Genomic DNA, 19,890 nt, shown 5'->3' on the forward strand with positions numbered 1-19,890 from the left:
TGTGCGCCTGGCGTGCGCCGTCTCTGCCGCGCGTTGCCATGCCATCGGCGGTGGGCGGGCTTCACCAGCTCCCGGCCAGCAGCGCGTCCGTCAACACGTGCAGCTTGGCCGAGCGCTGCCGTGACGGCGGATAGATCAACGACAGCGTGCGGCTGCGGCCTTCGAACGGCTGCAGCACACGTTGCAGTCGTCCGTCGGCCAGTGCATCGGCCACAGCGAAATCCATCACCTGCACGATGCCGATGCCGGCAATGGCGCCTTCGACCAGTGGATCGCCGTGGTCGAACACCATCCGCGCCGGCGGCGCGAATCCGCAGCGTTGTCCGTCCTGCAGGAACTGCCAGTTCGCCAGGCGCCCGCTGCGCGGATTGCGGATGGCCAGGCAGGCGTGATCGCGCAGCGTCTCCAGGTCGGTAGGCGTGCCGTGTGCGGCCAGGTAGGCGGGACTGGCGACGGTCACCCAGCGTAGCGGCCGCAGCGGCCGTGCGACGATGCGCCTGTCGGCGATGGGGCCGGTGCGCAATGCGGCGTCGAAACCTTCCTCGACCAGGTCGACCAGGCGATCGCTGAGCGCGGTCTCCACCCGTAGCTGCGGATGCTGCGCCAGCAATGGGGCCAGCAATGGGGCCAGCAGCGGTACCAGCACCTTGCGGCCGAACATCGACGGCGCGCTGATCTTCAGCGTGCCGGACGGCGTGCAGGAGCGGTCCGCCAGGTGCCGCTCGGCCTCGTCCAGGCCGCTCAGCAACGGCGCCACCTGCTCGACGAACTGGCGTCCGTACGGGGTCAGCCCGACGTTGCGGGTCGTGCGCTGCAACAGCTTGACGCCGAGCGCCGCTTCCAGCCTGCCGATCGCGCGCGACAGGCCCGATTGACTGGCCCCGAGCTGGCCAGCGGCAACGGTGAAACGGCGCGCCTCCGCCACCTGCACCAGCATGCGCACGGCGTTGAGATCCATCTGGCGCTGTACTTTCAGGACGGCTACGACTGGAGTCCGCTGCAGGCCGGGATGGCGTTCCTGCCGCCGACCGTGGTCTGCGCCTTCGGCATCCGCATCGCCGAACGCTTGCTGCAGCGGCGTTCGCCGCGGCAGGGGCTGGCCTGGGGATTCGGCGCAGGTGCGCTGGGCATCGCGGGAGCGACCGTCGCATTGCCGCACGGCGCGGGCTATTGGCCGTTGCTGCCGGGCATTGTCCTGCTCAGCGTGGGGCAGGGCATGAGTTGGACGGCGATGTGGGGGGGGCGGCCAGGGCGTGCCGGCACCGCAGCAGGGGGTGGCCTCGGACATGGCCGCCACCGCGCAGCAGATCGGTGGTGCGGTGGGCCTGGCAGTGCTGGTGATGGTGGCCAATGCGGCGCGCGGCGCGCAACCGGCCGCCAGTGCGGCGGCGCTGGATGGGTTGGCGCGGGCGCAGTACGGAGCTGCGCTGTTCGCGGTCCTGGGTGTGGTCATCGCGTTGTGCCTGCGCTACCCGCGCGGCGCATGCGGTGCAGCGCCCTGCCTGTCGCGCGAGGCATGAGAGATCGCTGAGCTTGCGTTCGCCTCGGCTTACTCCAGCGTCAGCAACTGCGGCTGCAAGGCGCTGAAGATCCGCGCCAGCCGCTGCGCCCAGGCCTGCTGGCCGGCGGCGTCGGCGATCAGGTCCTGGCGGATTTCGAGTTCCACATGCGGCAGGCCGCGGCCTTCGCCGTGCACGGGCACCGCGTAGTCGCTGCTGTCGCTGACCGCGTACGGCGCGTTGTCGCCGACCAGCAGGTCGTCTTCCTCGCGTAGCGCCTGCAGCAGCGCGTGGGCGAAGCGGGTGTCGCGGTGGTAGAGCACGCCGGCATGCCAGGGCCGCGGCACGCCATCCAGCGCCGGAGTGAAGCTGTGCATCATCACCAGCATGGTGGGTCGCGCGGCGGCACGGCGTGCGTCCAGCTCGGCGGCGATGCGTGCGTGGTAGGGCGCATGCACGGCGTCGATGCGCTGCTGCCGCTGCGCCGCCGTCAGTGCGGCGTTGCCCGGCACCACGGTGCGGTCGCTGACGGACGGGATCAGCGTCGGCGAGGCGAGCGGGCGGTTGCAGTCGATCAGCAGCCTCGAATAGGTCTGTTCGATCGCCCAGGCGTCGAGCAACGCGGACAGTGCACGGGTGGTGCCGGCGATGCCGATGTCCCAACCGATGTGCCGGTCCAGCTCCGCCTGCGCCAGGCCGAGGCCGTGCAGCGCGCGTGGCACCGCCTGGCCGGCGTGGTCGGCCAGCAGCACGAACGGGGACGTGCCGTGCGGGCGGTGGACGCTGAATACCGCCGGGTCGTCGGCGCCCAGTAGCGCTGGCAGGGCGGACGCGTGCGGCTCAGACACGCGGCGTGCCGTCCAAGTGGTGTTCGATCATCCACAGCCCGGCCCACAGCTTCGCGTCCAGCTCGTAGCCTTCGCCCATCTTCTGCACCAGCCACGCGGCGGCGCGGGTGCGCGGCACCGAATGCACGGTGATGTCCTCGCTGGCGTCGCCACCGCCGTTGCCGACCTTGCGCAGGCCGCTGGCGCGCACGAAGGCGATCTTTTCGTTGCTGGCCCCGGACGAGGTCGGGCCGATCAGCAGCACCTCGGCGTGGTCGGCGGTCCAGCCGGTTTCCTCTTCCAGTTCGCGCACCGCCGACACCTCGATGGATTCGCCGGCATCGATGTCGCCGACCAGCCCGGCCGGCATCTCGATGGTGCGCGCCTGCAGCGGCACGCGGAACTGTTCGACGAACAGCACCTCGTCGTCCGGCGTGACCGCCACGATGATCGCGGCCAGGCCGCCGGCATGCACGCGTTCGGAGTACTCCCAGGTGCCGCGCACGACCATGCGCTGGTACTTGCCTTCGTAGACGACGCGGGGCGGGGAATCGTGGCGGGGCATGGGCGGCTCGCAGGTAGCGGAGGAAGAAGGCGCGGTCGCGCGCGGCGCGGTCCGGCGATGTGGTGCAGTGTAGAGCGTGCGATGTCGTTTTGATGTGCGCCACGCGGCCTGCGGTTGGCGGGTGCGACGCGGCGCCGGCGTCGCGTGGTTCGCCGGGGCGTAGCGGCCAAGGCCAGACCTTGCACAACCGGTGCATCTGACCTTGAAGGGCGCGCCGGCCTCGATTCGGCAGTGTTGTCGGGTCGCAGCGGCGAGGCCGTCGCTCAGCCGGCCGCAAACTCCAGGCCGGCCGCCTGCAACAGTCGGCGCCTGGTCAGCGGCCCGAAGCGCAGCGCCTCGCACAGGCCCTGCAGCATGTCGGCATCGGCCACGCCACGGGCGAAACCCGGCGCGGCGGTGTGCAGGGGCGCGTCCAGGGCGATGGTGGTCAGCTGCCGCCACAGCAGCGCGTGCTCGCGCTGTTCGCGCAGGCGCACGGCCATCTGCGCAGCGCCGCGCAGGCGCAGGAACGCCACTTCGTCGACCCGCGCCAGCAGTGTGTCGAGGTCGCCGAAATGCGCCAGCAGGATCGCCGCGGACTTGGCGCCGATGCCGGTAACGCCGGGGATGTTGTCGATCGCATCGCCGGTCAGCGCCAGGTAGTCGGCGATCTGGTGCGCATGCACGCCGTGGCGCGCCTTGACTCCGGCCGCGCCCCAGCGCTGGCCGCGGCCGTAGTCCCACTGTTCGTCGAACTCCAGCAGCAACTGCGACAGGTCCTTGTCGGCCGAGACGATCACGCCATGGAAGCCGTCGCCGCGTGCGCTGTGCAGGGCGCTGCCGATCAGGTCGTCGGCCTCGTAGTCGTGGTGCGCCAGCACGCCCAGGCCCAGGGCCGCGCACAGTGCCTTGCAGTGCGCGAACTGGCGGCGCAGCGCATCCGGCGCCGGCGCGCGGTTGGCCTTGTAGGCCGCGTACAGGCGATGCCGGAAGCAGCTGTCCAGCGCTTCGTCGAAGGCGATCACGATGTGCTGCGGGCGTTCGCGCTCGAGCAGGTCGAGCAGGAAGCGGGCGAAGCCGTGCACCGCGTTGGTCGGCCAGCCCTGCGCGTCCTGGAACTCGTCGGGAATCGAATGCCAGGCGCGGAACACGTACAGGCTGGCGTCGACCAGGTACAGCGGCCGCGACAGGGGCAGCCCTGCGTTCACGGCGTCCAGTCGCTGAGCAGCACGCGCGGATCCGGCCGCTCGCGCTCCGGTACGTCGAGGCGGGCGGTGCCGATGTGGATGAAGCCGGCGACGTGCTCGTGGTCGGCCAGGCCGAGCCGCGAGGTCACCGTTTCGTCATACGCCATCCAGCCGGTCAGCCATTGCGCGCCGAAGCCGTAGGCCTGCGCCGCCTGCAGCAACGCGAAGCACACCGAACCGGCGGTGAGCCACTGTTCGATTTCCGGCACCTTGTGCCCGCGTTGCAGGCAGGTGATCACCGCGATCACGACGGGCGCATGGGCGAAGCGCTCGCGGTCCTTCTCCACCGCCGCTGGCGAGGCGCCGGGGTCGCGCTCCCGGGTGCGCTCGGCAAGGATGTCGCCCAGCGCCTGGCGCGCCGGGCCGGCGATGCGCAGGAAGCGGAACGGCACCAGCTTTCCGTGATCGGGGACACGGACCGCCGACCGCAGCATGGCCAGCAGCGTGTCCGCGTCCGGTCCCGGCTCGCCGAGCTGCTTGGATGGCACTGAACGGCGCGCATCCAGCGCTTGCAGCGAATGAATTGTGCGCATAGTCTCGATTCCGTGGGTCGGGCGCGAAATTATAGTCGGGCGCTCGCAGGCGGCAGCGGATGCCGCGGTTACACGGACAATCGCGTTGTGTTGCTGATCTGCCGCTAGCTTCCGAATTGACGTCGGTCTCACTGCTGCCTGCGTATCACACTGCCATGACCCTTGCTGAATACGCTGAAGAGTTGTCGCCCAGCCGCAACACGGATCTGCTCGAGCAGGTCCGGGATGTGGTGTCGGTGCCGCTCGCCGGCGCCTTCGGCGAGGTGCTGGACGTGCTGGCCGAAGCGCTGTTCCGCATGGCCGAGCGCGCCGGGCCGACCCAGAACGACTATTTCGAGGCGATCCAGTTGCTGCGCCAGCAGCGCGAGCCGATCGCCGCGCGTTTCCGCGCGCACCTGGCCCAGGCCTGGCAGGCGCTGGAGGCCGGCCGCCCGCTGTCAGTGGAACGCAGCCTGGCGCGCGAGCGTGGCGACCTCAGCCTGGTCTCGGAACAGGAGCTGGACGTGCGCCTGGCGGTGCGCAACCTGGCTGGCGCGATCCAGCACCGCTGGCGGCCGGAACTGATGCGGCTGAACCGGTTTCTCGGCTTCATCGCCGGCGGCCAGCGCATCGATGCCGACAACAACCCGTTCGGCCCCGAGCACGTGGGCGCGGCGGTGTACGCGGCGCTGCACGGGCTGGTGCTGGCGCCGCAGGTGCAACTGGCGATCGTCAAGATCTGCGAGGAGGAACTGCAGGAGCGCGTCGGCGAGCTGTACGCGCAACTGGAGCAGCGCCTGAACGAGGTCGCGCGCGCCCGCGCGCTGCCCAGTGGGCGTCCACGCCGCCGCGCCATCCCGCGCCTGGGCGCCAGCGACAACGAGGCGGCGCCGGACTGGATCAGCCGCTTCTTCGAGAACTGGGACACCGCCGCACCGCTGACCGCCGCGCAGCGCCGCGCCGCGCGCGCGCTGGACGCGCACGCTCGCAACGAGCAGGAGGTGCTGCCGCCGGCGTTGCGGGCGCTGCTGCACGAGGCGCAGCCGGAGGCGGGCCCGGGCGAGGGGCGGCGCTGTCTGTCGCCGCGCGAACTGCTGTCGGTGCTGTCGTTGTTGCAGACCATGCCGTTGGCCGGATTCGCCGCCGTCTGCGAGCACGGCGGCCCGCTGGCGCAGGGCCTGCGCCGGCAGATCGCCGGTGTCGGCGCCTCGCTTGGCCTGGACCCGGCGGGCACCTGCCTGGATCCGGCCGATGCGGACACGCTGGATCTGGTCGGCCTGCTGTTCGACGTCATGCTCGAGGAATGCGTGCTGCAGCCGCCGCAGCGCGAACTGCTGGGGCAGATGCTGGTGCCCATGGCCAAGGTGGCCTTGATCGACGGGCGCCTGTTCGTGCGCGACGGGCATCCGGCCCGGCGCCTGCTCAACCTGCTGGCCGACGCTTGCGACGGCAATGCCGGCAGCACCGGCCCGGAACAGGCGTTGCTGGCGCAGGCACAGGCGGCGGTGGAACGGGTGGTGCGCGATTTCGACGAGCACCTGTCGGTGTTCCTGGCGCTGGAGGCCGAGTTCGGCAGCGCCTATGAGCAGTACCGACGCCGGGTGGAGATCGCCGAGCGCCGCGCAGCCGAACTGCAGCGGGCCGAGGAGCGCCGCGAGGTCGCCCGGCAGCGTGCCGCGCAGGCCGTGCACGAGCTGTTGCAGCAGGCCGGCGACGACCTGACCCTGCCGCCGCCGATCGAGGCCTTCCTGCGCCAGTCCTGGTGCCAGTACGTGCAGCAGTCGGCGCTGCGCGACGACGGCCAGGGCAGCGTGCTTGCCGCGGCGCTGGCGCTGGGCGATGCGGTGCTGGCGCAGTGTCGTCAGGCGCAGTCGGGCGCAGCGCCAGTGGGAGGCTGGCTGCAGCCGCAGCGCGCCGAGCTGACCCGGCTGTGGACCAGCGTCGGCCTGGACGCGGCGGCAGCCGAGGCCGCCTGGCAGTCCCTGCACATGGCGCTGGACGACCTGGCGCACGCGCGGCCGCTGCAGGCCGCGTTGCCCGTCGCCAGCGTGGAGTTGCCGGAACCGCCCGCCGCCGAGCCGGTGCCGGCGTTGCCGGAGCCGGCCCAGCCCACCGATTTCGATCACATCACCGCCGATTACTTCCGCACCCTGCCGATGGGCACGTGGCTGGACTTCGTCGACCGCGAAGGCCGCGTACAACCCGGCAAGCTGACCTGGGTGAGCCCGATTTCGGCGCGGCTGCTGTTCGTCAACCGCCGCGGCGGGCGGCTGTGCGTCGCCTCGGCCGAGGCGCTGGCGGTGATGGCGCGGCTGGATCGGCTGCGCCTGCATCGCGACGACGACGCCTTCTACAGCGCCATGCAGGGCGTGGTCGACCGCCTGGAACGGGTGGCGGCCGCGGCCTGAGCGTGTGCGTATTCAGGCCGCGATGCACGCGGGGTTACGCCGTCAAGCACTACGATTCTGCTCGGGGTCACGTTCTGGAGCGAGAAATGCGTAGCCCATCACGGTCGATATTCAGCTACCTTGCCTACCATGCAGGAGCGGAAACAGGGGCCGCGTCTGTTCGTCCTCCACCACTCTTTCATCTGGCGCCGTCCATGGCGCGGAGCCGTTGCGCATGAGTTTCAGCCCCAGCCCGCACGCACACCCGGCGCGTGACCCGCGCCTGTTGACGCAGGCGCGCGAGGGCATGCTGCCGGTGCTGGGCCAGGCCTTCGCCGAGGCGCTGGCGCATTTCGATGACGTGCTGTTCGACCGCGCCGAGAGCGCCGGCGCGTCGCAGTTGCTGTTCCTGGACGGCATGCGCGAACTGCGCCGTCGCCGCGACGAGATCGCCGCGCGCTTCCGCGCGCAGTTGCACACCGCCTGGGAGGCGCTGGAGGCCGGCACGCCGCTGTCGGCCGAAGTCGCGCTGGCCGGCTATGGGCAGGGCCTGAGCCTGATCTCCGAACACGAACTGGAATCGCGGCTGGCGGTGCGCAACCTGGCCAGCGTGCTGCTGCGCGAGTGGAAGCCGGTGCTGACCCGCATCGACCGGCGCCTGGGCTGGATCGCCGGCGGCCTGGAACTGGATGCGGACACCAATCCGATCGGCCCCGAACACATCGGCGTGGCCGTGCATGCCGCCTTCTCCACCAGCGACCTGGCCCCGGAAGTGCGGCTGGTGCTGATCAAGCTGTGCGAGCGCGACTTCACCGCCGGCGTCGGCAAGCTCTACCAGGACCTGGACGACAACCTCGCCCAGGCCGGGGTGATGCCGGAGATCTCGCGGCCGCGGCCGCCACCGCCGCCGCGGCGCGCGCCGCCGCCGGAGCCGCGCCCGTCGCGCGAGGCCGGCGCGGCCGCCGATGCCGGCGTCGGTGCCGAGCTTGGCGACGACGAAGAACACTACGCACCGGCCTGGGCCAACCGCTTCGTCAACCGCTGGGCCGAGCGCCGCGGCGGCCTGCAGGCCGGCGAGCGCTACGACGACGGTGAGGCGCGCCTGCCCGGCGGCAGCCAGGGCGTGTTGCTGGAAGCGCTGCACGAGCTGCTGCAGCAGACCCGCAACGCGCGCGAAAGCGCCACCTCCGCGGCGACCGCGGCGGTCGGCCAGCAGCGGCCGCTGAGCCAGCGCGAGATGATGTCGGTGCTGTCGCTGCTGCAGGCCACGCCCAGTGCCACGCTGCGTGCGGCGATCGGCGACGACAGCGAGTCGCTGGCGCAGCGGCTCAAGAGCGAGGTGCTGTCCAACGCCACCCAATTCGGTGTGGACCCGGCGCATGCGCGGCTGGATCCGGTCGACGAAGACGCGATCGATCTGGTCGGCATGCTGTTCGACGTGATGCTCGACGAGCGCGACCTGGAGGGCCGCTCGCGCGAACTGATCGGCCGGCTGGTGGTGCCCTTCGTCAAGGTCGCGCTGCTGGACCGGCGCATGTTCGTACAGAAGACCCATCCGGCGCGGCGCCTGCTGAACTCGTTGGCCGAGGCTTGCGAGGGCAACACCGGCGAGAGCCAGGCCGAGCGCGTGCTGATGGGCAAGGTCGAGGAGATCATCGACCGGCTGGTGGCCGATTTCAACGAGAACCTGGCGATCTTCCTGACCCTGGAAGAGGAGTTCCGCGATTTCCTGGTGCAGCACCGCCGCCGCATCGAGATCGCCGAGCGCCGTGCCGCCGAAACCCAGCGCGGCCAGGAGAAACTGGAACTGGCGCGGCAGCGCGCCGAGGCCGAACTGCAGGTGCGCCTGCAGGGCCGGCAACTACCGCAGGCGCTGCAGGACTTCCTGCGCCAGCCGTGGCAACACCATCTGACCATGGCGATGCTGCGCGAAGGCGAGGGCGGCCCCGGCGTGCGCGATGCGCTGGCGCTGGCCGACGGCCTGCTCGAGGAAGCCGCCGAGGCGCAGCGGCACATCGTCGGCAAGCCCTGGCTACAGGCCTGGCAGGGGGCGCTGCAGCGGGTCTTCGCCAGCGTTGGCTTGCATGCCGAAGCCGCGACGGCGGCGATCGATGCGCTGCACGACACGCTGCAGGCGGTGGCCGAACTGCGCCCGGAACTGGAGCGGCCGCTGCCGGAACTGCCGCAGGTGGCGCTGCCGCAGCCGCCGGTGCAGGAGGCGCAGCCGGTGGAGGTGGCGCCGCCGCAGACCATGGACGATTTCGACAATGCCGACGCCGACCGCTTCCGCGCGATGCCCATCGGCACCTGGCTGGATTTCGTCGACCGCGACGGCAAGATGCAGGCCGGCAAGCTGTCGTGGGTGAGCCCGATCTCGTCGCGGTTGCTGTTCGTCAATCGGCGCGGCGTGCGCTTCTGCGTTGCCTCGCCGGAAGAACTGGCGGTGATGGTGCGGCTGGGCCGGCTGCGCGCGCACGTCGACGACGGTGCCTTCGACAGCGCCATGCAGGGCGTCATCGATCGCCTCGATCCGCACAGCGCGACCTTGCACTGAGCGGGCCGTCGCGGGGGCGTGGATGAGCGCTGCCGTGGCGTCAAACGTGGTCACGCGTTGCTTGGCTTGTACCGATTGCGGCGCGTGGGTCCGCGCTATCGGGCGCGCGTCGCCAGCGTGCCTGTCCACGGATGCCCGCCTAGTGGGCGCTTCGCCGCCACCTGGCGTGCGGACCCTGTAGGATCGGCGCGGACGACGGGCAAGGCACGGGGAATCGCATGGCAGTGCAGGTGCTGGTGGTGAAGGAGTCGGCGCAGGGCGAACGCCGTGTGGCGGCCACGCCGGAGACGGTCAAGAAACTGGTCGCCCTGGGCGCGCAGGTGCGGGTCGAACCGCAGGCCGGCGTGTCGGCCGGCTTCGTCGATGCGGCCTATCTGGCTGCCGGCGCCAGCCTGGCCGATGCCGCCAGCCCGGCGCAGGCGGATCTGGTGCTGTGCGTGCAGCCGCTGCCGGCGCTGGCGCTGGAGCAGCTCAAGGAGGGCGCCGGCGTGGTCGGCATCCTGCAGCCGCAGGCCGATCCGACGCGCGCGGCGGCGCTGCAGGCGCGGCAACTGGTCGCCTTCCCGCTGGAACGGCTGCCGCGCACCACCCGCGCGCAGGCGATGGACGTACTCAGCTCGCAGGCCGGCATGGCCGGCTACAAGGCGACCCTGATCGCCGCGCAGCTGGCGCCGCGCTTCTTCCCGATGCTGACCACCGCGGCCGGCACCATCCGCCCGTCCAAGGTGCTGATCGTCGGTGCCGGTGTGGCCGGCCTGCAGGCCATCGCCACCGCCAAGCGCCTGGGTGCGCAGGTGGAGGGCTTCGACGTGCGCCCGGAAACCCGCGAGCAGATCGAATCGCTGGGCGGCAAGTTCCTCGACCTCGGGGTCAGCGCCGCCGGCGAGGGCGGCTACGCGCGGCAACTCACCGACGACGAGCGTGCGGAGCAGCAGCGGCGCCTGGCCGAGCACCTGAAGGGTATCGACGTGGTGGTGTGCACCGCCGCGGTGCCGGGGCGGCCGGCGCCGAAGATCCTCAGCGCGGCGATGGTCGCCGGCATGAAGCCTGGCAGCGTGGTGGTGGACCTGGCCGCCGAGACCGGCGGCAACTGCGAACTGACCCGGCCGGGCGAGACCATCGAACACGCCGGCGTGACCATCGCCGGTCCGCTGGACCTGGCCAGCATGGGCGCGGTGCATGCCAGCGAGATGTACGCGCGCAACGTCTACAACTTCGTCGCGCTGTTCCTGAAGGACGGCGCGATCGCCTACGACTGGAATGACGAACTGCTGGCGAAGACGCGCTGGACGGCGTGAGCTGGCTTTGTGGGTTGTTGAGCCGGTGAGAGGGGGGCTGAATTCCAGGCGCCTACTACACCGGGCGAATTGGCAGGCGTCATTGCAGGCCACTTGATCCAGCACCTCGCGGGCTGCTTTTCCCATGTAGGAGCGGCTTCAGCCGCGACGGGCGTTCCCGGGAACGCCGTCGCGGCTGAAGCCGCTCCTACAGGTTGTCCTGCGACGGTCTCCCTGGAAGCCATCACCCAACACGTACCGCAAGGCACCGCGCGACGTGCGCATCAACCTCGACCGGCGCGGAGGGAAAGCGCCGTCCGCTTACCTGGCAGACTCCGCCGGCGGCACGCTGTCCGGGCCGGCATTGGCGCGGATCCAGGCGGCGCGTTGCGCCGGCGTCATCGCTTCCCAGCGGTCGCGCAGCGCCTTGCGCTGGTCCGGCGGCAGCGCGCGCATGCGGTCGAACAGCACCCGCGCCTCTTCGCGCTGCTGCGGGGTCATGTCCTCATAGCGGCGGGCGCCCTTGCGCGCGCGATCGCGTTGCTCCGGGGTCATCGACTGCCAGCGCTGCGCGTGCTCGAACATGCGCCGGCGTTGCTGTGGGGCATCGTTCCAGCGCTGGCGCAGGGGGGCGATCAGCAGTTCGCGCTGCTGCGGGCTGAGATGCTCCCAGTCGGGCAGTGGCGGGCCGGCATCGTCGTCGCGATCGGCTGCGGACGGCGGTGGCGGCGGCCCCGGCGGGGGCGGGGCCGCGAACACGGCCGGGACGGCGCTGCCTGCCAGCAGCGCCAGCGCCAGGGAAAGACGGATCAAGCGAGTCATCGGGTTCATTCCATTGCCAGCGAGGTATCAGAGCCCAGCCACAGGTACAGGTCGGGATTTTCGTCCAGCATCGCGGTCGCGGCCTGGTCGGTGTCGGTGCTCGCGCCGGCGCGCGCCGACGTGGTCGCGGCCGCGGTGGTGTCGGTGGTCACGCTGGCGGTGCTGGTCGGCACCGAGGGTGCCGGGCGCAGCAGCAGGTGCACGCCCAGCGCCGCACCGAGCAGCGCCGGTACCGCTGCCAGCAGCCAGCCCCAGCGCCAGCCCGGCGCCGTGTGCGCCTGGCTGGCCTGCTGGCGTGCGGCGCGTAGCCGCGCCAGGGTCGGGGCGGGCAGGGCCTGCAAACCCGCCTGGTGGACGGCACGCAGGCGCGCATCGAAGTCCGCGGAGCGGGTGGGATCGGATGTCATCGGACGTCCTCCAGATGTTTCTGCAGCGCCTCGCGGGCGCGCGATAGATGGGTTTTCACCGACCCTTCCGAGCAGCCCATCGCGCGTGCGGTGGTGGCTACGTCCAGCTCTTCCAGCACGCGCAGGGTGAAGGCCTCGCGCTGCCGCGCCGGTAGCGCGCGCAGGGCGGTCACCAGGCGTGCATGGGTCTGGCGGCGCTCGTGCTGCTCGGACGGATTGGGGCCATCGTCGGCCCAGTCCGGCGGGCTGTCCGAATCGCGCTCGCTGTTGGGTGCCCAGAAGCGCAGGCGGAAGTTGCGGCGGCGCTGCAGGTCGATGATGCGCCGGCGCAGGATGCTCCAGAACAGCGGCGTCCATTCCTGCGCCGGGCGCTCGCGATAGGCCAGCAGCTTGATCATCGCGTCCTGCACCGCGTCCAGCGCGTCCTCGCGCTGGCGCAGGCCGGCTTCGGCGAAGCGGAATGCGCGCGGCCCGATCTCGGCCAGGAACGCATCCAGCGACGCCGGCAACGGGCGCTGTTCGGGATCGGCATCGGTCGACGGCGGTGCGAGGGCGGGCGTGCTCACCAGCACAGCTTAGCTTCCTGGCAGGGGGATGCCGTGGTAAACGCGCCATGGCGGTCGCGGTTGACCGGCCGGCGCCGCGCGTCTTTGCGCCACCGCATGGCGGCATCGCACAGCGGTTCAGCACGCGGTTATGATGCGGCGGACGGGCGCGGCGCCCGGGAGAACGGTGCGATGAGCGACGGGTTCGTGGCCTTGTACATCTTCATGCTGGCGGCCATCGCCGGGCATGTGATCATCTCGCGGGTGCCGGTGATCCTGCACACCCCGCTGATGTCCGGTTCCAACTTCATCCACGGCATCGTCCTGATCGGCGCGATGGTGGTCCTGGGCCATGCCGACACCACCCTGGAAAAAGCCATCGGCTTCGTCGCGGTGCTGCTCGGCGCCGGCAACGCGGCAGGCGGCTACGTGGTGACCGAGCGCATGCTGGACATGTTCAAGTCCAGCAAGCCGGACGCCTCCAAGACCAAGGCGAAGGATTGAATGCGCGGCCCCTGCGCATCGTCGCGGCGCTGGTCGCCGTCGCCCTGCTCGTGCTGCTGCTCGGCATCGCGTCGGGCGTTCTCTCCCACTTGCTGCCGCTCGGGCAGATGTCCTTTTTCGGAGCACGCCTGCTGATGGAACTGTTGCCGATCCTGATCAAGAGCAGCTATCTGGTCGCCGCCACCCTGTTCCTGCTCGGCCTGCAGCGCATGGCCTCGCCCAGGACCGCGCGCAGCGGTATCCGCTGGGCCGGCTTCGGCATGCTGCTGGCGACCGCCGCCACCTTTCTGCTGCCGGGCCTGCACAACCTGCCGCTGATCGTGCCGGCGATCGCGCTCGGCACCGCCGCGGCGTGGATCTCGGCCAAGAAGGTGGCGATCACCGACATGCCGCAGATGGTGGCGCTGTACAACGGCATGGGCGGCGGCTCGGCGGCGGCGATCGGCGCGGTGGAACTGCTGCGCTTCTCGTTCCTGATGCGCCGCGATACCACCCACTGGAGCGAGGCCGCGATCGCCGCGCTGGCCGCACGCCAGCCGGATGCGACCACGCTTGCATTGGCGGTGATCGGTTCGGCGATCGGTGCGGTGTCGCTGTCCGGCTCGATCGTCGCCTGGGCCAAGCTCGACGGGCGCCTGGACAAGCGCGTCACGTTCCCCGGGCAGCAGGCGTTCAACCTGCTGGTGTGCGTGGCGATGCTGGGCGTGGGCGCGTGGGCCGCGATCAGCCTGAGTCCGCTGGCGATCGTACTGTTCTTCGTGCTGGCGCTGGCCCTGGGCGTGCTGATGACGCTGCCGATCGGCGGCGCCGACATGCCGGTGGTGATCTCGCTGTACAACGCCTTCACCGGCCTGGCGGTGGCGTTCGAGGGCTACGTGCTCGGCAACGAGGCGCTGATCATCGCCGGCATGATGGTCGGCGCGGCCGGCATCCTGCTGACCCGGCTGATGGCCAAGGCGATGAACCGGCCGATCCGCGGCGTACTGTTCTCCAACTTCGGCGGCGGTGGTCAGACGCAGGCGATCGCCGGCAGCCAGAAGCCGATCGAGGCCGGCGACGTGGCGGCGATGATGGCCTACGCCGAGCGCGTGGTGATCGTGCCGGGCTACGGCATGGCGGTGGCGCAGGCGCAGCACAAGATCTGGGAACTGGCGCAGCGGCTGATCGAACGCGGGGTCAAGGTCAAGTTCGCGATCCACCCGGTGGCCGGGCGCATGCCCGGGCACATGAACGTGCTGCTGGCCGAAGCCGGCGTGCCCTACGACCTGATCGCCGACATGGACGACATCAATCCCGAGTTCGCCAGCACCGACGTGTCGCTGGTGATCGGCGCCAACGACGTGGTCAATCCGGTGGCCAAGACCGACCCGGCCAGCCCGATCTACGGCATGCCGATCCTGGACGTGGTCAATTCCAGGAACGTCATCGTCATCAAGCGCGGCAAGGGCACCGGCTTCGCCGGCATCGAGAACGCGCTGTTCTATGCCGACAACACCCGCATGCTCTACGGTGACGGCGCCGAGGCGGCCGGTGCCCTGGTCAGCGAACTGAAGGCGCTGGACGGCGGCGGGCATTGAGTGCCGCGGGCGCGACAGTGAGGCAGGGACGGCGCTCTGGGACCTCTCCTGCTGTCGCGTTCAAGGAAGTTTCGGACAGCGATCGCAGGTGCGCTCGCAGGAGCCGTAGGAGCGGCTTTAGCCGCGAGGGGCGTTACCGGTAACGCCCCTCGCGGCTAAAGCCGCTCCTACAAATGCCAACGTCGTGCGTGGCGAAAACAGGGAGGATGAGAGAGGCCTGACGCCGCGGCCAGCCGGCTTGCCTCGCTCGTAGGCGCGGTGTCTACCGCGACCCGCCGCTTCAGCGCGCGCTGAAGTACGCGGTGACCACGCCGATGCCCAGCCACAGCAGATCGCTGGGGCTATTGGCCAGCATCGTCAGGGTCCAGGCGTACTGGGCGCCCATCTTCAGCGACGAATCCCACACGTTCAGGCCCAGCCCCGCGCCCATCTGCGCGGCGGCGATGCCCCAGTTGGCGGCGACGATCACCAGTACCGTGGCGAGCATCGCCACCGCGATGCGCAGCGGGCCGCGCGGCAGGTTGCCCAGGCGCAGCATCCAGGCGCTCTCCAGCGCCACCACCACGGCCATCCAGCCGGCCTGGCGACCCAGCGACAGCGCCACCAGCAACCAGGCGATCAGTGCGGTGAAACAGCCCATGGCGAGCAGCAGGGGCCACAGCCAGTGCGAGGGCCTGGCCGGCGTGGAGGAAGGCGGCATTCGATGTTCCCGGAGAAGGCGTACAGGATACTTCCGGCGCGCGCCCCGCGCACTCGGATAAACTGCACGACTTGCACCGGCGGGGCTCGTCCCCATATCGCCCCCATGTACTCACGCAGCAGTGAACCTGTCCAATTCGAACGCGATTGCGCGGCGGTGATGGTGCCGCAGGGCGACGTGGTGACCCTGCCGGCCGGCAGCTATGGCTATATCACCCAGGCCCTGGGCGGCAGCTACACGGTGTTCGTGGAGGGCAACCTGTTCCGCATCGCCGGCAAGGACGGCGACGCCATCGGCAAGGAGCCGCCGCCGGGGCTGGAACTGCCCGACGATGCCGGCGACGAGCAGGTCGAAGCGCTGATCTGGCAGCAGCTGCGCACCTGCTTCGACCCGGAGATCCCGTTCAACATCGTCGATCTGGGTCTGATCTACGACGTGACCATGCACGCGCGCGAGGATGGCCAGCGCACCGTCGAGGTCAAGATGACCCTGACCGCGCCGGGCTGCGGCATGGGCGAGATCCTGGTCGACGACGTGCGCAGCAAGCTGGAAATGATCCCGACCATCGCAGAGGCCGACGTCGAGCTGGTGTTCGATCCGCCATGGGGCCGGCATATGATGTCCGAGGCCGCGCGCCTGGAAACCGGCATGCTCTGACCCCCGCGCGACGCCCCGCGCGTCGTGCCGGAGCCCGGATCGGGCGCCGCCGCTGTGGCCGCCATGCCCGGCGGCCCTGGCCATCCCTCGACTACCACAGGAATTCCCGGTGTCCGCTACCGAGCCGTCCACGCAGTTCCGCCTGATCCCGTCCACCGCCGCGCGCAGCGCCGAGGCGCGCGCGCAGATCCTCGCCGCGCCGGGCTTCGGCAACTACTTCACCGACCACATGGTCGCCATCGAATGGAGCCGCGAGCAGGGCTGGCACGACGCGCAAGTGCGAGCCTATGGCCCGCTGGCGCTGGACCCGGCCGCCTCGGTGCTGCACTACGGCCAGGAGATCTTCGAAGGCATCAAGGCCTATCGCCACGCCGACGGCTCGATCTGGACCTTCCGCCCGGAGGCCAACGGCAAGCGCCTGCAGCGCTCGGCGCAGCGCCTGGCGCTGCCGGAGCTGCCGGTGGAGCTGTTCGTGGAATCGCTGCGGCAGCTGATCGCGGTCGATGCGGCCTGGGTGCCGTCGGCGCCGGAGACCAGCCTGTATTTCCGTCCGTTCATGATCGCCAACGAGGCGTTCCTGGGCGTGCGCGCGGCGCAGAAGGCCGGCTACTACGTCATCGCCAGCCCGGCGGGCGCCTATTTCGCCAAGGGCGTGGCGCCGGTGGCGATCTGGCTGTCCACCGACTACGCGCGCGCCGCCAAGGGCGGCACCGGTGCGGCCAAGTGCGGCGGCAACTACGCCGCCTCGCTGCTGCCGCAGCAGCAGGCGCAGGCGCAGGGCTGCTCGCAGGTGCTGTTCCTCGACCCGGTCGAGGGCAAGTACATCGAGGAACTGGGCGGCATGAACGTGTTCCTGGTGATGCGCGACGGCAGCCTGGTCACCCCGGCGCTGTCGGGCAGCATCCTGGAAGGCATCACCCGCGACAGCATCCTGCAACTGGCCCGCGACCGCGGCATGCAGGTGGTGGAGCGCCAGGTGAGCATCGACGAGTGGCGCGACGGCGTGGCCTCCGGCGAGATCGCCGAGGTGTTCGCCTGCGGCACCGCCGCGGTGGTGACCCCGATCGGCCAGCTCAAGGGCAAGGACTTCGCCGTCGGCGACCTGACCGCCCCGGCCGGCCCGGTGACGCTGTCGCTGCGCCAGGAACTGACCGACATCCAGTACGGCCGCGTGGCCGATCGCCACGGCTGGCTGGTGCGGCTGGGCTGAGCCCCGCCCCCCGACGCCGGGGGCCATCGGCCGCCCTGGCGTGCGGGTTTCGCGCCCCAGGCGCAGGGTGTCCGGCGATGGCGTCCACCATCGCGCGCGGCATCCGCGCTGGTGGCGCGGCGCCTGAGGCGTCGGTGCCCCGTCCATGCGCCCGACGCGCTCCTGTCCTCTCCAACGGAGGAGTCCGCGCGCTGGACATTTCGTGTCCATCACGGTGCGGCGAGGTGTCCTGCCGACCCTCCCGGCCTGTCTGTATCTGTTGTCTCTTTTTCTTGCCGAGACGTCGCGCGAGTGCCAAAAGGCTGCCCTGAATTTGCCAAATTTGGCGTCTTGGCATGCTGCACTGCAGCAAAAATGAGGTGAGAATCACTTTATTACATCGAATCCCATTGCATTTCATGGTTTTGTACAACGGATTTCCGTCACAGCCCGCTCCATACGCACTTGTACTGAGCTAGGTTCGATGAATGGTCGGCAACACAGGGGTCGACCGGGCTCGCAATGCATGCCGGGTTCAGGTTAAGGCCGGGCCGGTGCAGCGCGGAACACCGCCGTCAGGCGGCTACTCAACCGAAAGGAAGTCCGAATGTCCGAAATGTCGCATCGTGGTTCGCGCCAGCGTCCGTGGCTGGTGGTGCTGGGCGCCTCTGCTCTCACCTCGCTGCTGCTGGCCACCCCAGCATTTGCCGGTGACGTGAACCTCTCCGGCCTGTCTTCCGAACCGACCGTGCAACGCTTCATCGTCAAGACCCGCGACGCCGCGCCGGTCAGCATCTCCAGCGCCTCCGCGGCCGCTGCCGCGCCCTCGGCGGCGCTGCGCGCGACGCTGCAATCGGCCGCCGCCGCGCTGCCGGCCAAGAACGGCCGCGCGCTCGGCCTGACCAGCCTGCGCCGCCTGGCGGTGGGGCCGGAAGTGGTCAAGGCCAGCCGTCCGCTGGACCGTGCCGAGGCCGAGACGCTGATGCGGCAGATCGCCGCCGACCCGAACGTCGAGTACGTCGAGGTCGACCAGCGCATGACCATCGCCCTGACCCCGAACGATCCGCGCCTGGGCGACCAGTGGGCCTTCGGCACCAGCAATGCCGGCATCAACGTGCGCTCGGCCTGGGACAAGGCCACCGGCGACGGCGTGGTCGTGGCGGTCATCGACACCGGCATCACCAGCCACCCCGATCTCAACGCCAACGTCCTGCAGGGCTACGACTTCATCAGCGATGCGGATGCCGCACGCGACGGCAACGGCCGCGACAGCGACCCGTCCGACGAAGGCGACTGGGCCGCCGCCGGCGAGTGCTACTCCGGTTCGCCGGCCTCCAATTCCAGCTGGCACGGCACCCACGTCGCCGGCACCATCGCCGCGGTCACCAACAACGGCACCGGCGTGGCCGGCACCGCGTTCAAGGCCAAGATCCTGCCGGTGCGCGTGCTCGGCAAGTGCGGCGGCTACACCTCCGACATCGCCGATGCGATCACCTGGGCCTCCGGCGGCACCGTCAGCGGCGTGCCGGCCAACCAGAACCCGGCCGAAGTGATCAACATGTCGCTGGGCGGCAGCGGCACCTGCTCGAGTACCTACCAGAACGCCATCAACGGCGCGGTCGGCCGCGGCACCACGGTGGTGGTGGCGGCGGGCAACAGCTCGACCAACGTGTCCAGCTCGGTGCCGGCCAACTGCAACAACGTGATCGCGGTGGCGGCCACCACCTCGTCGCGGGCCAAGGCCAGCTACTCGAACTACGGCGCGGGCATCGACATCTCCGCGCCGGGCTCGAACATCCTGTCCACCCTCAACGACGGCACCACCACCCCGGGCAACCCGAGCTATGCCTCGTACAACGGCACCTCGATGGCGACCCCCCACGTGGCCGGCGTGGTTGCGCTGATGCAGTCGGTGGCGCCGACTGCGCTGACCCCGGCGCAGGTGGAAAGCACCATCAAGAACACCGCCGCCAGCTTCTCCTGCTCGCAGGGGTGCGGCGCCGGCCTGCTCGATGCCAACGCGGCGGTCACCGCGGCGCAGAACGGCGGCAGCGGCGGCGGCGGTGGTGGCGGCAGCAGCAACGAGTTGCAGGACGGCGTGGCGGTCACCAACCTCAGCGCCAACAGCGGCTCTTCGTTGAACTACACGGTCAAGGTGCCGTCCGGTGCCAGCAGCCTGGTGGTCACCACCTCCGGCGGCAGCGGCGATGCCGACCTGTACGTGCGCTTCGGCAGCGCGCCGACCGATTCGGCCTACGACTGCCGTCCGTACAAGAACGGCAACAACGAGAGCTGCACCTTCAACTCCCCGCAGGCCGGCACCTACTACGTGCGGGTGAAGGCGTACAGCACGTTCTCCGGGCTCAGCCTGAAGGCCGACTACTGAGGCATCCGTCGCGGCGGCCGCCATGGCCGCCGCGCACCTCCCGGTGCCGGATCGCAGCGCTCGGCAGGACGCCGATGCTGCCACTCTCGGTCGCCCCGCGCTTCGGCGCGGGGCTTTTTTATGGGCGCAGGGGCTCGCTGTCGCGTGGCGTGCCACCGCGCTACGCCATGTCAGCCATCGCTGCACTTGTCGTGCGGATCCGGCCGCTGGCACGACGGCGTGGGCTTCGGTGCGTGCCAATGCCACGGACAGGACG

The 19,890-nt window shown here is 70.5% G+C and carries 17 protein-coding genes and 1 pseudogene; 9 read left to right on the top strand and 9 right to left on the bottom strand.

The annotated features are described in order from the left end of the window. Positions 1 to 61: 61 nt before the first annotated feature. Complete coding sequence (locus FHR66_RS02200) at positions 62 to 958, bottom strand: LysR family transcriptional regulator (RefSeq protein WP_167087302.1); 897 nt, start codon at positions 956 to 958, stop codon at positions 62 to 64. Between FHR66_RS02200 and FHR66_RS02205 the strand changes: the two are divergent. Continuing rightward, positions 953 to 1,520: pseudogene (locus FHR66_RS02205) on the top strand (MFS transporter); the annotation flags it as partial. The gene FHR66_RS02200 and the pseudogene FHR66_RS02205 sit on opposite strands and share 6 nt — an antisense overlap. A gap of 29 nt (positions 1,521 to 1,549) precedes the next feature. On the opposite strand, the gene FHR66_RS02210 reads toward FHR66_RS02205, so the two are convergent. From FHR66_RS02210 to FHR66_RS02225, 4 genes are all read right to left on the bottom strand, one after another. Then, positions 1,550 to 2,347: an N-formylglutamate amidohydrolase gene (locus FHR66_RS02210; protein WP_343160671.1), complete on the bottom strand. Its 798-nt coding sequence runs from the start codon at positions 2,345 to 2,347 to the stop codon at positions 1,550 to 1,552. After that, positions 2,340 to 2,891, bottom strand: coding sequence for an NUDIX hydrolase (locus FHR66_RS02215; protein ID WP_160966942.1), 552 nt, complete (start codon positions 2,889 to 2,891; stop codon positions 2,340 to 2,342). The genes FHR66_RS02210 and FHR66_RS02215 overlap by 8 nt, the downstream gene beginning before the upstream one ends. Before the next feature lie 263 nt (positions 2,892 to 3,154). After that, a complete protein-coding gene (locus FHR66_RS02220) occupies positions 3,155 to 4,078 on the bottom strand; it encodes a 5'-3' exonuclease (RefSeq protein ID WP_160966944.1) in 924 nt (307 codons plus the stop codon). Beyond that, positions 4,075 to 4,650 carry a nitroreductase family protein gene (locus FHR66_RS02225; RefSeq protein WP_160966946.1) on the bottom strand — a complete coding sequence of 192 codons (576 nt, stop codon included), beginning with the start codon at positions 4,648 to 4,650 and terminating at the stop codon, positions 4,075 to 4,077. Before FHR66_RS02225 ends, FHR66_RS02220 begins: the two co-directional genes overlap by 4 nt. A gap of 155 nt (positions 4,651 to 4,805) precedes the next feature. Between FHR66_RS02225 and FHR66_RS02230 the strand changes: the two genes are divergently transcribed. From FHR66_RS02230 to FHR66_RS02240, 3 genes are all read left to right on the top strand, one after another. Then, positions 4,806 to 7,037 (top strand): DUF1631 family protein, encoded by a 2,232-nt coding sequence (locus FHR66_RS02230; protein WP_160966948.1) that lies wholly within the window; start codon positions 4,806 to 4,808, stop codon positions 7,035 to 7,037. 214 nt (positions 7,038 to 7,251) lie between these two features. Continuing rightward, on the top strand, positions 7,252 to 9,570 hold the full coding sequence (locus FHR66_RS02235; protein ID WP_160966950.1) for a DUF1631 domain-containing protein: 2,319 nt from the start codon (positions 7,252 to 7,254) through the stop codon (positions 9,568 to 9,570). A 218-nt stretch (positions 9,571 to 9,788) separates the two neighbouring features. Continuing rightward, a complete protein-coding gene (locus FHR66_RS02240) occupies positions 9,789 to 10,868 on the top strand; it encodes an NAD(P) transhydrogenase subunit alpha (protein ID WP_160966952.1) in 1,080 nt (359 codons plus the stop codon). A gap of 300 nt (positions 10,869 to 11,168) precedes the next feature. Here the strand turns inward: FHR66_RS02240 and FHR66_RS02245 are convergent, their stop codons facing one another. From FHR66_RS02245 to FHR66_RS02255, 3 genes are read right to left on the bottom strand one after another with little or no spacing between them, the layout of a single operon-like run. After that, the gene (locus tag FHR66_RS02245; protein WP_167087304.1) at positions 11,169 to 11,669 is read right to left on the bottom strand and encodes a DUF3106 domain-containing protein; all 501 of its coding nucleotides are present in this window, start codon (positions 11,667 to 11,669) and stop codon (positions 11,169 to 11,171) included. 5 nt (positions 11,670 to 11,674) lie between these two features. Next, positions 11,675 to 12,076: a hypothetical protein gene (locus FHR66_RS02250; protein ID WP_160966956.1), complete on the bottom strand. Its 402-nt coding sequence runs from the start codon at positions 12,074 to 12,076 to the stop codon at positions 11,675 to 11,677. Then, positions 12,073 to 12,648: an RNA polymerase sigma factor gene (locus FHR66_RS02255; protein ID WP_160966958.1), complete on the bottom strand. Its 576-nt coding sequence runs from the start codon at positions 12,646 to 12,648 to the stop codon at positions 12,073 to 12,075. The genes FHR66_RS02250 and FHR66_RS02255 overlap by 4 nt, the downstream gene beginning before the upstream one ends. Positions 12,649 to 12,813: 165 nt before the next feature. Here FHR66_RS02255 and FHR66_RS02260 point away from each other — a divergent pair, with 165 nt between their 5' ends. After that, positions 12,814 to 13,125: an NAD(P) transhydrogenase subunit alpha gene (locus FHR66_RS02260; RefSeq protein WP_017909519.1), complete on the top strand. Its 312-nt coding sequence runs from the start codon at positions 12,814 to 12,816 to the stop codon at positions 13,123 to 13,125. 134 nt (positions 13,126 to 13,259) lie between these two features. Then, complete coding sequence (locus FHR66_RS02265) at positions 13,260 to 14,702, top strand: NAD(P)(+) transhydrogenase (Re/Si-specific) subunit beta (RefSeq protein ID WP_456361737.1); 1,443 nt, start codon at positions 13,260 to 13,262, stop codon at positions 14,700 to 14,702. A 280-nt stretch (positions 14,703 to 14,982) separates the two neighbouring features. Here the strand turns inward: FHR66_RS02265 and FHR66_RS02270 are convergent, their stop codons facing one another. Further along, the gene (locus tag FHR66_RS02270) at positions 14,983 to 15,402 is read right to left on the bottom strand and encodes a hypothetical protein (RefSeq protein WP_160966960.1); all 420 of its coding nucleotides are present in this window, start codon (positions 15,400 to 15,402) and stop codon (positions 14,983 to 14,985) included. Between the two features lie 105 nt (positions 15,403 to 15,507). Between FHR66_RS02270 and sufT the strand changes: the two genes are divergently transcribed. The 3 genes from sufT to FHR66_RS02285 all read left to right on the top strand — a co-directional run bounded on the left by sufT (position 15,508) and on the right by FHR66_RS02285 (position 19,634). Further along, complete coding sequence (sufT, locus tag FHR66_RS02275; protein WP_160966962.1) at positions 15,508 to 16,059, top strand: putative Fe-S cluster assembly protein SufT; 552 nt, start codon at positions 15,508 to 15,510, stop codon at positions 16,057 to 16,059. A gap of 142 nt (positions 16,060 to 16,201) precedes the next feature. Next, the gene (locus FHR66_RS02280) at positions 16,202 to 17,269 is read left to right on the top strand and encodes a branched-chain amino acid aminotransferase (protein WP_202394665.1); all 1,068 of its coding nucleotides are present in this window, start codon (positions 16,202 to 16,204) and stop codon (positions 17,267 to 17,269) included. A 595-nt stretch (positions 17,270 to 17,864) separates the two neighbouring features. After that, positions 17,865 to 19,634: a S8 family peptidase gene (locus FHR66_RS02285; protein ID WP_160967075.1), complete on the top strand. Its 1,770-nt coding sequence runs from the start codon at positions 17,865 to 17,867 to the stop codon at positions 19,632 to 19,634. The last annotated feature ends 256 nt before the right edge of the window (positions 19,635 to 19,890 follow it).

It is taken from the genome of Xanthomonas sp. F4, from assembly GCF_011761895.1.

Excerpts from the sequence above, each read along its gene's own strand:
- FHR66_RS02200 (WP_167087302.1), bottom strand. The coding sequence starts at position 958 with ATGGATCTCAACGCCGTGCGCATGCTGGTGCAGGTGGCGGAGGCGCGC.
- FHR66_RS02215 (WP_160966942.1), bottom strand. The coding sequence starts at position 2,891 with ATGCCCCGCCACGATTCCCCGCCCCGCGTCGTCTACGAAGGCAAGTAC.
- FHR66_RS02225 (WP_160966946.1), bottom strand. The coding sequence starts at position 4,650 with ATGCGCACAATTCATTCGCTGCAAGCGCTGGATGCGCGCCGTTCAGTG.
- FHR66_RS02230 (WP_160966948.1), top strand. The coding sequence starts at position 4,806 with ATGACCCTTGCTGAATACGCTGAAGAGTTGTCGCCCAGCCGCAACACG.
- FHR66_RS02235 (WP_160966950.1), top strand. The coding sequence starts at position 7,252 with ATGAGTTTCAGCCCCAGCCCGCACGCACACCCGGCGCGTGACCCGCGC.
- FHR66_RS02240 (WP_160966952.1), top strand. The coding sequence starts at position 9,789 with ATGGCAGTGCAGGTGCTGGTGGTGAAGGAGTCGGCGCAGGGCGAACGC.
- FHR66_RS02245 (WP_167087304.1), bottom strand. The coding sequence starts at position 11,669 with ATGACTCGCTTGATCCGTCTTTCCCTGGCGCTGGCGCTGCTGGCAGGC.
- FHR66_RS02250 (WP_160966956.1), bottom strand. The coding sequence starts at position 12,076 with ATGACATCCGATCCCACCCGCTCCGCGGACTTCGATGCGCGCCTGCGT.
- FHR66_RS02260 (WP_017909519.1), top strand. The coding sequence starts at position 12,814 with ATGAGCGACGGGTTCGTGGCCTTGTACATCTTCATGCTGGCGGCCATC.
- FHR66_RS02265 (WP_456361737.1), top strand. The coding sequence starts at position 13,260 with ATGGAACTGTTGCCGATCCTGATCAAGAGCAGCTATCTGGTCGCCGCC.
- FHR66_RS02270 (WP_160966960.1), bottom strand. The coding sequence starts at position 15,402 with ATGCCGCCTTCCTCCACGCCGGCCAGGCCCTCGCACTGGCTGTGGCCC.
- sufT (WP_160966962.1), top strand. The coding sequence starts at position 15,508 with ATGTACTCACGCAGCAGTGAACCTGTCCAATTCGAACGCGATTGCGCG.
- FHR66_RS02285 (WP_160967075.1), top strand. The coding sequence starts at position 17,865 with ATGTCGCATCGTGGTTCGCGCCAGCGTCCGTGGCTGGTGGTGCTGGGC.